Source organism: Neoroseomonas soli (genome assembly GCF_018129065.1).
GTDB lineage: Bacteria > Pseudomonadota > Alphaproteobacteria > Acetobacterales > Acetobacteraceae > Neoroseomonas > Neoroseomonas soli.
In genome coordinates this window covers 11,921-25,236 of the sequence record NZ_JAAEDM010000017.1, presented here as the reverse complement: position 1 = coordinate 25,236, position 13,316 = coordinate 11,921, and the positions used below count along the sequence as shown (strand labels likewise).

At 70.3% G+C, this 13,316-nt stretch carries 11 protein-coding genes; 3 read left to right on the top strand and 8 right to left on the bottom strand.

Going from position 1 to position 13,316, the window contains the following annotated elements; genetic code table 11:
• Window positions 1-4 precede the first annotated feature (4 nt).
• Together mmsB and GXW76_RS08985 are read left to right on the top strand one after the other, a co-directional pair.
• Window positions 5-889 (top strand): 3-hydroxyisobutyrate dehydrogenase, encoded by an 885-nt coding sequence (gene mmsB / locus GXW76_RS08990; protein WP_211861674.1) that lies wholly within the window; start codon window positions 5-7, stop codon window positions 887-889.
• On the top strand, window positions 889-2,058 hold the full coding sequence (locus GXW76_RS08985) for an iron-containing alcohol dehydrogenase (protein WP_211861673.1): 1,170 nt from the start codon (window positions 889-891) through the stop codon (window positions 2,056-2,058). Before mmsB ends, GXW76_RS08985 begins: the two co-directional genes overlap by 1 nt.
• 93 nt (window positions 2,059-2,151) lie before the next feature.
• Here GXW76_RS08985 and secD read toward each other — a convergent pair whose 3' ends face one another.
• Window positions 2,152-4,719, bottom strand: a complete 2,568-nt coding sequence (secD, locus tag GXW76_RS08980) for a protein translocase subunit SecD (protein WP_211861672.1) — start codon at window positions 4,717-4,719, stop codon at window positions 2,152-2,154.
• 208 nt (window positions 4,720-4,927) lie between these two features.
• On the opposite strand from secD, the gene GXW76_RS08975 reads away from it, so the two are divergent.
• Entirely contained in the window at window positions 4,928-5,881 is a 954-nt protein-coding gene (locus GXW76_RS08975; RefSeq protein WP_211861671.1) for a Gfo/Idh/MocA family protein, read from the top strand.
• 133 nt (window positions 5,882-6,014) lie between these two features.
• Here the strand turns inward: GXW76_RS08975 and GXW76_RS08970 are convergent, their stop codons facing one another.
• From GXW76_RS08970 to GXW76_RS08940, 7 genes are all read right to left on the bottom strand, one after another.
• Window positions 6,015-7,028, bottom strand: coding sequence for a Bug family tripartite tricarboxylate transporter substrate binding protein (locus GXW76_RS08970; RefSeq protein WP_211861670.1), 1,014 nt, complete (start codon window positions 7,026-7,028; stop codon window positions 6,015-6,017).
• 315 nt (window positions 7,029-7,343) lie between these two features.
• Window positions 7,344-7,781 carry an NUDIX hydrolase gene (locus GXW76_RS08965; protein WP_211861669.1) on the bottom strand — a complete coding sequence of 146 codons (438 nt, stop codon included), beginning with the start codon at window positions 7,779-7,781 and terminating at the stop codon, window positions 7,344-7,346.
• On the bottom strand, window positions 7,778-8,905 hold the full coding sequence (locus tag GXW76_RS08960; protein ID WP_211861668.1) for a DUF4340 domain-containing protein: 1,128 nt from the start codon (window positions 8,903-8,905) through the stop codon (window positions 7,778-7,780). Before GXW76_RS08960 ends, GXW76_RS08965 begins: the two co-directional genes overlap by 4 nt.
• Before the next feature lie 13 nt (window positions 8,906-8,918).
• Window positions 8,919-10,859: a GldG family protein gene (locus GXW76_RS08955; protein WP_211861667.1), complete on the bottom strand. Its 1,941-nt coding sequence runs from the start codon at window positions 10,857-10,859 to the stop codon at window positions 8,919-8,921.
• A gap of 3 nt (window positions 10,860-10,862) precedes the next feature.
• Complete coding sequence (locus tag GXW76_RS08950) at window positions 10,863-11,591, bottom strand: ABC transporter permease (RefSeq protein ID WP_246514047.1); 729 nt, start codon at window positions 11,589-11,591, stop codon at window positions 10,863-10,865.
• The gene (locus GXW76_RS08945) at window positions 11,591-12,322 is read right to left on the bottom strand and encodes an ABC transporter ATP-binding protein (protein ID WP_211861665.1); all 732 of its coding nucleotides are present in this window, start codon (window positions 12,320-12,322) and stop codon (window positions 11,591-11,593) included. The genes GXW76_RS08950 and GXW76_RS08945 overlap by 1 nt, the downstream gene beginning before the upstream one ends.
• A gap of 201 nt (window positions 12,323-12,523) precedes the next feature.
• Window positions 12,524-13,276, bottom strand: coding sequence for a hypothetical protein (locus GXW76_RS08940; RefSeq protein WP_211861664.1), 753 nt, complete (start codon window positions 13,274-13,276; stop codon window positions 12,524-12,526).
• Window positions 13,277-13,316 lie beyond the last annotated feature (40 nt).

Genomic DNA, 13,316 nt, shown 5'->3' with positions numbered 1-13,316 from the left:
AAGCATGGCACGGATCGGTTTCGTCGGCCTCGGCCACATGGGTGCGCCGATGGCGCGCAACCTGGTCAAGGCGGGCCACAGCGTGGCCGTCTTCGACATCGTGCAGTCGGCGGTGGACGGTGTCGCGGCCGCCGGCGCGACGGCCGCCTTCTCCGCCGCCGCGGCGGCGAAGGACGCCGATTTCGTGATCACCATGCTTCCCGCCGGCGAGCATGTGCGCGACGCCTGGCTGGGGCAGGGCGGCATGGCGAAGGCCGCGGGCGCCGGCGCCACGCTGATCGACTGCTCGACCATCGACGTCGGCACGGCGCGGGAGGTCGCGGCGGCGGCCGGCAAGCCGTTCCTTGACGCCCCGGTGTCGGGCGGGGTGATGGGGGCGGAAGCGGGGACGCTGACCTTCATGGTCGGCGGGCCGGCGGATGCCTTCGCGAAGATCAGGCCGATCCTCGAGGCGATGGGCCGCACCATCGTCCATTGCGGCGATGCGGGTGCGGGGCAGGCGGCGAAGCTGTGCAACAACATGATGCTCGCGGCGATCATGACCGTGACCTCCGAGGCCTTCGTGCTGGCCGAGAAGCTCGGCCTGTCGCACCAGGCGCTGTTCGACGTGGCATCGAAGTCCTCGGCGCAGTCCTGGGCACTGACGACCTATTGCCCTGTGCCGGGGCCGGTGCCGGGCAGCCCGGCTAACCGGGACTACACGCCGGGCTTCGCCGCGGCGCTGATGCTGAAGGACCTTGGCCTCGCGCAGATGGCGGCGAAGGATGTGGGGGCTGCGACGCCGCTCGGCGCGCATGCGCTGGAACTGTTCCGTCGCTTCGTCGATGAGGGCGGGGCGGGGAAGGATTTCTCCGGCATCATCGCCATGCTTCGCGAAGGGAAAGTGTGATGACTACGAGTTTCGTCTCGCCGCGCCTGCTCATGATCGGGGGCGGCGCGGTCGGGAAACTGGCCGAGGTGCTGGGCCAGTTCGGCCTGTCGAAGCCGCTGGTGGTGACGGATCCGTGGATGGTGTCCTCCGGCACCGTCGAGAAGGCGCTGGCGCCGCTGCGCGCGGCCGGCATCGCGCCGAGCGTGTTTTCGGACACCGTGCCCGACCCGACCGACACGGTGATCGAGGCCGGCGTCGCGGCGATGAAGGCCGGCGACTACGACTGCCTGGTGGGCTTCGGCGGCGGCAGCCCGATGGATACGGCGAAGGCCATGGCGATCCTCGGCGCGGCGGCGCCGGGCGCGAAGATGCGCGACTTCAAGGTGCCGGCGCAGGCGAACCGCGGGGCGCTGCCGGTGATCTGCATTCCCACCACGGCGGGCACGGGCAGCGAGGCGACGCGCTTCACCGTCATCACCGACGCCGAGCGCGACGAGAAGATGCTGATCGCGGGGCTCGGCGCGCTGCCATTGGCGGCGGTGGTGGATTTCGAACTGACCTTCAGCGTGCCGCCGCGCACCACGGCGGATACCGGCATCGACAGCCTGACCCATGCGCTGGAGGCCTTCGTTTCCAAGCGCGCGAATGACGAGGCCGACGAATACGCGCTGCGCGCCATGCGGCTGATCGCGCCGAACCTGCGGACGGTCTATCGCGAGCCGTCCAACGCCGTTGCGCGCGCGGCGATGATGAAGGGTGCGACGCTGGCGGGGATCGCGTTCAGCAATTCCTCGGTGGCGCTGGTGCATGGCATGTCGCGGCCGATCGGCGCGCATTTCCATGTGCCGCACGGGCTTTCCAACGCGATGCTGCTGCCGGCGGTGACGGAGTTCAGCCTGAACGCCGCGCTGCCGCGCTATGCGGAGGCCGCGCGCGCGATGGGGGTGGCGACCGCTGCGGAAGGCGACCAGTCGGCAGGCGCGAAGCTGCTGCAGGAGTTGCGCGACCTGAACCGCGATCTCGCCGTGCCCACGCCTGGCGCCTTTGGCATCGACCCGGCGAAGTGGGACGGCCTGCTGCCCACCATGGCGGAACAGGCGCTCGCCAGCGGCTCCCCGGCCAACAACCCGGCCGTCCCTTCGGCCGGGGAGATCGTCGCCCTCTACCGGCGCGCCTGGCAGGGCTGACAGTCGCAGGATGGGCCGGCGTTTCGCGCCGGCGACCGTTGGTGACAGACAAAAAAAGCCCCGGGGGAGTTCTCTCCCCCGGGGCTTTCTTTTTTACTGCGCCGGCTTCCCGCCCGCCGGTGCCGCCGCGGGTTCGTCCCGCCGCAGCCGCTTCCGTCCCGTGAACAGCACGATCGGCGCTGCGATGAACACCGACGACCCGGCCGAGATGACGATGCCGGCGATCAGCACCCAGGCGAAGCCCGAGAGCGTGTCGCCGCCGAACAGCGCCAGCGGCACGGCGGAGAGCAGCAGCGTCATGGAGGTGCCGAGGGTGCGGTTCATCGTCTCGTTGATCGACAGGTCGACGAGTTGCTCGAGCGGCATCGTCTTGAACTTCCGCAGGTTCTCCCGCATGCGGTCGAACACCACGACCTTGTCGTTCGCGCTGAAGCCGACGACGGTCAGGATGCCGGCGATGGTCGTCAGATTGAACTCGATCTGGAACAGGACCATGATTCCGATGGATTTGGTCACGTCGAGGATCAGCGTGACGACCGCGGCGATGCCGAACTCCCATTCGAACCGCACCCAGATGTAGACGAGCATCGCCAGGAACGAGAGGCCGAGGGCCATCAATCCGCCGATGAAGAGCTCATCCGAGACGCGGTTGCCGACCGCCTCCACGCGCAGGACGCGCGTGCCGGGGGCGACCTGCTCCAGCGCGCCGCGCACGGAGTTCACCGCCGCCTGCACCGCGCCCTCGTCGCCCTGGGCGGGCAGGCGGATGGCGAAGGTGGAGTGGTCGCCGAACTGCAGGATGGTGGCATCGCCGAGGTTCAGCCCACCGACCGCGCCGCGCAGCGCGGCGATGTCGCCGGCGGCGGGGGTGCGGACCTCCATCTCGATGCCGCCCTTGAAGTCGATGCCCTTCTCCAGGCCCGGATAGAAGGCGATGGCGATCGAGGCGGTGGAGAGCAGCGCAGAGCCGATCAGCCCCATCCGCGCCGCCCGCATGAAGGGAATGCGGGTGCCGTCCGGGAAGATGCGGAAGAGCGGCCGGCGCAGGCGCTCGTACAGCGACAGGCCCGGCCGCTGGAAGACCGGCAATTCCTTCGGGCGCGTCCGCTTGTACCACCAGGAGACGAAGAGCCTGGTCAGCACCGTGGCCGTCCACATCTGCACGACCGTGCCGATCGCCACCGTGACCGCGAAGCCCTTCACCGGCCCCGAGCCGAAGCCGTAGAGGCAGGCCATGGCGATCAGGTTGGTCAGGTTCGAGTCCATGATGGTGCCGGACGCCTTGGTGTAGCCGGCCTCCAGCGCATTGATCGGCGTTCGTCCGTTGCGGACTTCCTCGCGTATGCGCTCGTTGATCAGGATGTTGGCGTCGAGCGCGGTGCCGAGCGTGAGCACGATGCCCGCGATGCCCGGCAGGGTCATCGTCGCTTCCAGCAGCGTCATGCCCGAGAGCAGCAGGACGATGTTGAACAGCAGGGCGATGTTGGCGAACCAGCCCAGCAGGCCGTAGGCGAGGCCCATGTAGAGGAAGACCAGCACCGTGCCGGCCGCCAGCGAGATCACGCCCGCGCGGATGGCGTCGGCACCCAGTTCGGGCCCGACCGTACGTTCCTCGACCACCGTCAGTGGCGCGGGCAGGGCGCCGGCGCGCAGCAGCACCGCGAGGTCGTTGGCCGAACGCGCGTTGAAGTTGCCGCTGATCTGGCCCTGACCGCCGATGATCGGTTCGCGGATCACAGGGGCGGTGATGACCTTTTCGTCGAGCACGACGGCGAAAGGACGGCCCACATTCTCGCGCGTGATCTGCGCGAAGCGGCGGGTGCCGACGGAATCGAAGGTGAAGTTCACCACCCATTCGCCGGTGCGGCTGTCCTGGCCGGCGCGGGCATTGGTCAGGTTGGCGCCGTCCACCTCGACGCGGCGGCGCACGGCGTAGCGTTCGCCCTCGCGCTCGCCCGTCAGGAACATCACGCCGGGCGGCGGGGTGGCCGCCATGGCCGCGGTCTCGTCGACCAGGTGGAAGGTCATGCGGGCCGTGCGGCCCAGCAGGTCCTTGATGCGGTTGGGGTCCTCGACGCCCGGCAGGGTGACGAGGATGCGGGACTGGCCCTGGCGGGCGATCAGTGCCTCGGCCACGCCGGTTTCGTCGATGCGGCGGCGGACGATCTCGATGGACTGCTCGACCGCGCCGCTGGCCTTGGCGCGCAGGCCGGCCTCGGTGAGGGTCGCGGTGACGGTGCCGTCGGGCGCGCTGGCGACGTCGATGTCGGGGACCTGCTGTCCGGTGGACATCGTCACCGGGTTCGCGAGCTCGCGCAGGGCGGCGACCGCCGCGGGCACCTGGGCCGCGTCGAGCACGCGCAGGCCCATGCGCCGGTTCGGCCCATCGGCCGACAGGTTCACGTAGCGGACATTGGCCGTGCGCAACCGGGTGCGGGCACCGTCCACCATGCTGTCCAGGCGCTCGCGGACCACGGTGTTCAGGTCCACCTCGAGCAGCAGGTAGGATCCGCCCCGCAGGTCGAGGCCGAGACTCACCTGCCGGGCAGGGAACCATTCCGGGAAGGCCGAACGCGGCAGCAGGTTCGGGACATTGATGAGTATCCCGAACAGGCAGACCAGCAGGATCCCGACCGTTTTCCAGCGGGCGAAGTGAAGCATGGGCAGGCAGTACCCCAGGGTTTCAGGCGGCGGACAATGGCGAGGGGGGGCAGGGGATGCAACCCCGCCGGGATGGCCGATTTTCATGCCCGCCATTCCGGCCCGGAGGGGCCTCCAGATGCGTGCCGCCGCTCCAGCCTCGTTTTCGCGGGCATCTTCACCCGCGCGGGTGATTCCACCCGAACCGGAACTGCTTTAGGACGCCGCCATGAGCGCCCCTGACAGCAGACTCGCCCTCGGCATCCTCGGGGTCGGGCATTTCGGCCGCTTCCATGCCCTGAAGGCAGCCGCCAGCCCGCGCGTGCGGCTGGTCGGGCTGCATGATGCGGACCCGGCGCGGGCCGCGGCCATCGGGACGGAGGTCGGCGCGCCGCCGATGGCGGCCGATGCCCTGATCGCGGCGGCCGACGCCCTGGTGGTCGCGGCGCCGACACGGTTTCATTTCGCCCTTGCCGAAGCCGCGCTGGCCAGCGGTAGGCATGTCTTCATCGAGAAGCCGATCACGGCGACGCTGGAGGAGGCGGATGCGCTGATCGCGCTGGCCGCCGCCCGGGGGCGGGTGCTGCAGGTCGGGCATATCGAGCGGTTCTCCGCCGCCTTCCGCGCCGTGACCGGGGCCGCCACCGGCGGCCGGGCGCTGTCCTGGGACGCGGTGCGCGCGGCGCCCTTCCGGCCGCGCAGCCTGGATGTCTCGGTCGTCCTCGACCTCATGATCCATGACATCGACCTGGTGCTCGAACTGGCCGGCACGGAGCCGGAGCGGGTCGAGGCGGTCGGCGCCGCCGTCGCCTCGGACCAGCCGGACTTCGCCGTGGCGCGGCTCGCCTTCCCCGGTGGGCGGGCGGCGATGCTCACGGCCTCGCGCGTCTCGCTGGCGATGGAGCGGCGCCTGCGCGTGCTGGGCACCGAGGGAGAGATGTCGGTCGATTTCCTCGCCCGCTCGCTCGCCGTGCTGCGGCGCGGCGGGGCGGAGGCGGTGGCGGCCATGCCCGGCAGCGGCATCGACCGCGGCACCTGGACAGACCACGACAGCCTGGAACACGAACAGGCCGCCTTCGTCGCCGCCTGCCTGGACGGCGCCCCGGTCGTGGTGGACGGCGCGGCGGGCCGCCGGGCGCTGAAGGTGGCGCTGGCGGTCGAAGCCGCCATCCGCGCCGGCTGAACGGCCGGCCCCCGCGGCGTGGGAACCGGCCGGAGGCGCCATACGCCCGGCATCATTGCCAGGCGTATGGGCACGCGGGGCTGGTGGGGCGGCCGCGTGCAAAACAAGGAGGATACGGGCGAAGCCGCCCGTATCAGTCCAGGCGCGCGCCCGAGATCTCGACGATCTCCCGCCAGCGCGGCGTCTCCTGCCGAACCCGCTGCACGAGGGCGGCCGGGCTCTCGCTGACGACGCTGCCGTAGCCGAGGGGGCGCAGGCGCTCCACGAACTCGCGCTGCTGGCCGACGGTGCGGATGGCCTCGAACAGGCGCTGCACGATCGGTTCCGGCGTGCCGCCGGCCGTGGCGATCAGGTTCCAGGGCTCGAGCGCATGGTTGCCGAGGCCCAGGTCCGCGAACTCCTTCATGCCGGGGATGTCGGGGAGGATGGGCAGGCGATTGGCGCTGGAGACGGCGAGCGCCTTGAACTTCCCGCTTTCCACATGCGTCATCAGCGCGGGCATGACGTCGAACATCATGTCGATGTTGCCGGCCAGCACGTCGTTGATGGCAGGTGCGCCGCCGCGATAGGGCACATGCAGGATCTGCGCGTTCGCGAAGCGGTTGATCGCGGCGATGTTGAGGTGGGAGGAGGTGGCGGTCCCCGAGGAGCCCATCTTCACCTGCTCGGGGTTCGCGCGCGACCACTGGATCAGGGCGCGGAAGTCCGTCCAGCCGCGCCGCCGCGCCGTGTCCGCGTTCACGACGCAGAGCAGCGCGCCGTCGGTGATCTGCGTGACCGGCACCAGGTCCTTCTGCGGGTCGAAGGGCATGCGGCTGTGCATGAAGGGCATGGCGCTGAACATGGTGACGCCGAGCAAGCCGATGACGCTGCCGTCCTTGTCGCCCTTGGCGATGGCATCGGCGCCGATCAGGCCGCCGGCGCCGGCACGGTTCTCGACCACCACCGTCTGGCCGAGCACCTGGCCGAGCCGTTCGGCGAGCAGGCGGCCGGTGATGTCGATGGCGCCGCCGGGCGGGAAGGGGACGATGACGCGGACGGGGCGGCCGCCGGCGAGTGGCTGGGCACGGGCGACAGCGGGCGCGGCGAGCAGGCCGGCACCGGCGAGAAGGGCAGTTCGACGTCGGAGGCGCGTGGTCTGGAGCATTTGCTTTCCTCGCATGGTGAAAAGGGGCCGCAGACTGACGCCTCGGCGCCCGTCCGAAAAGCCCAGGAGCGCATCCGAGGGAGGCAGGCAGCGCGGCGGTTGCATCCGCAGGTGGCAGCGGCGGCACGCATTGGCGCAGCGGGGGGCAGGCGGCGTCACGCAAGGAACCCGAACCGGAGCGCCGGTGCGTGGGAGCCAGGACCGCGCGTGATCGAGCGACCGGCAACGTCCCCGTGCGTCGGGGCAACGGGGAGGGACGCACGCTGGGGCACCGCCGCCCGGCGAAACGTCCCTACGCGGCGCGGGAACCGCTGGCTACGTGGCGGAGAGTGCTCGCCGCGCCGCGGCGATCGCCTCATGCGTCTGCGGGGTCAGGTCGTAGGCGGCCAGTTCGCCCGGCTCGGCCCAGGCGACCGCACTGACGTCGTCGTCGGCGCGTGCCTCGCCCGAGAGCCATTCGGCGGCGAAATCAACGATCGTGTAATGATAGAGCGCGCGGCCCACCTCGTCGCGGGTGATCGCGTCCACCACGATGGCGAGTGCCATGCGGCCGACCTCGATGCCGGCTTCCTCCCGCAATTCGCGGCGGGCGGCTTCCTCGGCGCGCTCGCCGACATGTTGGGCGCCGCCGGGCAGCGACCATTGGCCCAGGCGCGGCGGCTTGGCCCGGCGGACCAGCAGCACGCGGCCTTCCTTGAAGACGATGCAGCCGATGCCGACCCAGGGGCGGTCGGGGTATTCGCGCCCGGTCACTGCGGCGGGCGCGGGGCTTCGGCGGGGGTGTCCTGCGCCGCGGCGGGGGCCTGCGGGGCCGGGGGTGGCGCATCCGTCGCGCCGGCTGGCTGTTCCGGCGCTTCGTCCGCGGGTTCGGTGCGCTGTTCCTCCTGCCGGCGCAGCTCGGCGAGCAGCGGCACGAAGGCCTTCTCCTTCCACTGGCCGACCTGGTAGGCCCAGCCGCGCCAGCGGGCATTGAGGCGCGCGGCCTCGTCGTCGCCCTCGGCGGCGAGGGTGATCCAGATCGTCTCCCCGTCCTTGCGCGGGCGCACGACGACGGCGAGGTTGTCGGAAAGCTCGAAGCGCGTCTCGCCCAGCGCCTCGCCGGGGATCTCGGCCTCGGGCTTCACGTCGAGGAAGGTGAGGAATTCGAAGGCGCGGCCGACCTCGTCGAGGGCGGTTTCGTCGGTGGGAGGGGCGTCGGCGGGTTCGGCCAGTTGCAGCTTCGCGTCGGCGTCGGCGCTGCGCGTCAGCACCAGCGGCGGCGCGCCGGTGCGGGAGATCGCGACGCGGCGCACGCGCTCGCGCGGCAGGTTGGCGATGTCGCGGTCGAGCCAGAGCTGCGGGTCGGCATCCACCGGGATGCGGCCTTCGGCGAGCCAGGCCTGGTTCTCGCCGGGCCGGCGCACATAGGCGCTTTCCGGCACATTGCCCTGGGTGCGGACCCGGCGGCGGCCGATGACCAGTTCCGCAATCACCCCGCCCTGCGCGTCGAGCACGCGCAGCAGGGTGGAGGTGGCGCCGTCGCGGGCCGGGTCTTCCAGGCCGAGGCGGTCGAGCATTTCCGGATTCGCCGTGCGCGGCTCGGTCAGGCGGAGTTCGGTCAGGCCGGTGAGCAACTCGCGCACCTTCTCCTGCCGCACCGGATAGCCGCCCTTGGCGGGCAGCACCCAGGTCTCGCCACGGCGGGTGATTTCGAGCGTGCCATCGTGGCGCTTCGCCTCGATCTTCGCGGCCGATTGCAGGCGCTGCGCAAGGCCGCGGAAGGCCAGCGCCGCGCCAGCGGGAGAAGGCGGCGGCTGGTCCGCGGGCGTCAGCAGCATCGCGCCGCCGACCGCGACCACCGCGGCGCCGCTGAGGAGAAGGAGCGTGCGACGGTTCATGATGCGCTCCTCCTCACGACCGCGCCGCGGCGCGGCGGCGGGACCGCGCCACGCCGAGGCCGATGGCGAAGAACGCGAGCAGCAGCGGCACGGCGGCGATGTTCAGCACCTTGAGCCAGGTCTCCATGCCCTCGATGTCGCGCCGCAGGTCGAGCTGCACGGCGCGCAACTGCTGCCGCGTCTGCAGGATCTGCGCCCGCGCGGCGTCGATCTCGGCGCGCTGCTCCGGCGTGATGACGGCGCCGGACTGGCCGCGCTCCCCGCCCTGGCCCTGGCGGAGTTCGCGCAGGCGGCGCTCGGTCTGCTGGAGGCGTTCGGTCAACTCCCGTTCCGTCTGGCGGAAGCGCGCATCGGCCTCGCGGCGGATGTCCTCGACCACGGTGAAGGGGCGCAGGGATTCGCCGCGCGAGCGCAGCGAGATGAGCGCATCGCCGCCCGACAGCGTATCCACGAGATTCGCCACCAGCGCGCCGTTGTCGCTGAAGGGCGTGGCCACCTGCTGGCCGAAGAAGTCCTGCACTCGGACCCAGAAGCGGTCCTCCAGGATATCGGCATCGGCGATGACCACGAGGTTGGCCGGGCCTTCGCTGCGTGCGCGGTGGGCGGGGAAGTCCGCTGGGCGCTCGGCGCCCTCGGGCGGCGGGGGCGCGCCGTCGGGGAAGGCGGAGGCGAGTTCGCCGCGCACACGCGCCGCGATGACGCGGCGCTGCCCGTCGGGGCGGAACTCGGCGAGGATGCGCGCAGGGTCGGGGTTGTCCTTCACCCGGTCCACGCCGGCCATCATGCTGCGCTCGCTGCTGGTCAGCAGGGGCACGAACTCGATCGAGGCACCCTCGCGCCGCCGCAGGATGCCGGAGGAAGCGACAGTCACCTGGTTGAGCTGCGCGGTGGCGACCTCGGCCTGGCTGATGGAATCGCCCTGCATGTTGAACCAGGCGACGTAGTCCACCGCCTGCACGCGGTCGGTCGGGTTGGCGCGCACGCGCCAGGCGCCGCGCAGGTCGAGCACCACCTGGTCGGAGGGCGCCTCGACGCCCCATGCGTTCAGCAGGCGGTCGAGGTTCGACGCCGTGCGCGTGTTCGGCTGGCCGCCCGGGCCGGGGCGCATGGCCTGGCCTTCCGAATGCGGGTCCACGAAGACGATGAGCTTGCCGCCGCGCATCACGAACTGGTCGATGGCGTATTGCGTGGCGTCCGGCAGGTTCTGCGGGTGGGCAACCAGCAGCACCTGCACCTCGTCCGCGATGCGCTGCGCGTCGAGCGGCACGTCCTGCACGGTGTAGAACTGCCGCAGCGTCTGCATCACCGCATAGGGCTGCGCCTGCGGGCTGCCGCGCATCATCATCATCATGCGCGGGTCGCCGTTGAGCGGCAGGGACGACATGACGCCGATGGCCGGGCGACGCGGGTTGGACAGTTCGTAGACCAGCCGTGTCAGGTCGAATTCCAGGAAGCGCTCGCGCTCCGGCTGGAAGAAGGGGATGGTCCGCTCGTCATCCAGCAGGTTCACGCCGGCGAGGCCGAAATAGATCTGCTCGCCGGACTGATCGACGGGAACGCCCTGGAGGCCGTAGGCCAGCGCGCGGTCCTCGGTCTCGCTGAAGGGTTCGGGGTCGAAGACCTCGAGCCGCACCTTGCCGCCGGAGACGGCGACGTATTCCTCGAGCATCGCGCGCACGCGCTCGGCGTAGGAGCCGTAGGCGGGCACGGCGGAACCGAGGCGGCGGGAATAGAACAGCCGCAGCGTCACCGGGTCCTGCAGGCCCTGCAGGACGGAGCGCGTGCCATCCGACAGCGTGTAGAGCCGCTGCTGCGTGAGATCGACGCGCGCGCGCGGCGCCAGCCGGTCCACCAGCATGTTGACGCCGACCGCGAGCGCGGCCGCGGCGACCACGCCGAGCAGCGAGGACCAGAGCCGGCGCGAGCCGGGACGAGGGGAGGACATGCCGCTCATCGCTCAGTCCGCCTTCCGGTGGTCGATCACCACCGCGTTCACAAACAGGAAGAAGCCGATGAAGGTGGCGAAGAACGCCACGTCGCGCAGCGCGATCACGCCGCGCGTCAGGCTGTTGAAGCGCTCCGTCAGCGACAGGCCGCGGGCGACCTCGGCCAGGGCGGGGATGCGCTGGGAGAGGAATTCCGTCACCACCGGGCTGCCCGCCGCGGCGAACAGGAAGCACACCGCGACGGCGAGGACGAAGGCGATGACCTGGTTCTTCGTCGTCGCCGACATCGCCGCACCCACCGCGAGGTAGGCGCCCGCCACCAGCAGGCAGCCGACATAGCCCGCCGCGATCACGCCATTGTCCGGGTTGCCGAGGTAGTTGACCGTCAGCACCAGCGGGAAGGTCAGCAGCAGCGCGATGGCGCAGAAGGCCCAGGCGGCGAGGAATTTTCCAACCACCGCCTGCCATTGCGGCAGCGGCAGGGTCAGCAGCAGTTCGATGGTGCCGAGCCGGCGTTCCTCCGCCCACAACCGCATCGTCAGCGCGGGCACGAGGAACAGGAACAGCCAGGGCACGAAGGTGAAGAACGGCCCGAGATCGGCCTGCCCGCGCTGGAAGAAGCCGCCGAGGGTGAAGGTCAGCGCGCCCGCCATCATCAGGAAGATGACGATGAACACATAGGCGACGGGGGTGGCGAAGTAGCCCGCGAGTTCGCGGCGGGCGACGGTCAGCGCGGCCATCACGCGGCCTCCGGCTTCGGCATGGTGAGGTCGCGGAAGACCTGTTCCAGGGACATGCCGGGCGGTGCCAGCGCGCGCGGGGTGGAATCGGCCAGAACCTTGCCGCCGGCGATGATGATCGCGCGGGTGCAGACGGCGCCGACCTCCTCCAGGATGTGGGTGGAGATCACGATCGCCTTCTCCGGCGCCATCCTGCGGATGAGTTCGCGGACCTCGTGCTTCTGGTTGGGATCGAGCCCGTCGGTGGGTTCGTCCAGCACCAGCACGGGCGGGTCGTGCAGCAGGGATTGCGCGAGGCCGACGCGGCGCTTGAAGCCCTTCGACAGCGTTTCGATCGGCTGGAGGCGCACGCCTTCGAGTTGCGTCAGGCCCATGGCGTGGGCGACGCGGTCGGCGGCCTCGGAGCCGCGATAGCCGCGGATGCGGGCGACGAAGCCGAGGAAGGCGGTGACTGTCATCTCGGGATAGGTCGGCGCGCCTTCCGGCAGGTAGCCGAGGTGGCGCTTCGCCGCGACCGGCCGGTCCACCACGTCGTCGCCGCAGATGCGCGCGGTGCCGGAACTCGGCGTCACGAAGCCGGCGAGCATCTTCATCGTCGTGGACTTGCCCGCGCCATTGGGGCCGAGGAAGCCCACGACCTCCCCGCGATCGACCGAGAACGACACGTCGTCCACGGCCGTGAAGGCGCCGAAGCGCTTGGTCAGGCGCTCGATCTCGATCAGCGCGGCCAATGCCGGTCTCCCCTGAAGTTCACCGTTCCGGCCAGAAGCCTTGTCGGGCGGCCGGCGATTTGACCCGTGCGGGAGCGGGATGCAACCCCCTGGCCGGGAGCCCGGATCGCACAGGAGCGCCGATCACGACACTGAATCCAGGTTCAGCGCCGGTACACGCGTTGCGGACCGCGCGTCCTTCCGGGCAGTTCCCGGAGGGTTTCAGCCAACCGCGGCGAGTTCCGCGTCCTGCGGCGCCTTCGGCCTGAAACTGCGGAAGATCGGGACGTCATGCGAGAGCGCCACGCGCCAGCATTTCAGCGTCTCGTGAATATTGGCGTGATGATCCCGTATGTTCGGCGGGTAGAAGCGTTCGTGCAGGGCGCCGTTGGCGTCGACCATGTCCTGATCGATCCGGAACACCCGGATCCGGTCGTCCGGCAGGATCTCCCGCTCCAGCCGGGCGTTGAAGGCCTGCGTGCGCGACAGGCGCATGCGATGGGAAACATCCATCCTCTCGCCCAGGGCTTGCACGGCATCTTCCGGGACACGGGCATGCTTGGCGGTGACCTCGGCGAAGACGGAGTCGCGAATCGGCGTTAGCTGGGGGGAGAGCACGCAGACCCGAACAGGATATCCACTGCGCGAGGCCTCCTTGAGGAGGGATTCGAGAAACCTGTTGTAGGCCGATATGCATCTCGTGAAATGGGCATCGATATCGGCTGCGCCTTTCACGCAGCATTGCCGATAATACATGAAGTCCAGATCTATGTTTCCGAACAGAAGGACGAACAGCTTTTCACCCGGAAGGTGAACCAGGCCCCTCACGACAGGTCCGTGTCCGGTCGTGGATATTTCATTGGCCAGGCCGATGATGGATGACCCGGTGAAGGAAAATCGGCCGATGCTTCCGCCGTTCCGCAGGGGGAATTGCAGGATGCTGGACGATCCGCAGAACAGAAGCACGCTTTCCACCCGCCGATTGCCGGATGATGAAGCTAAGTTAATTATATGT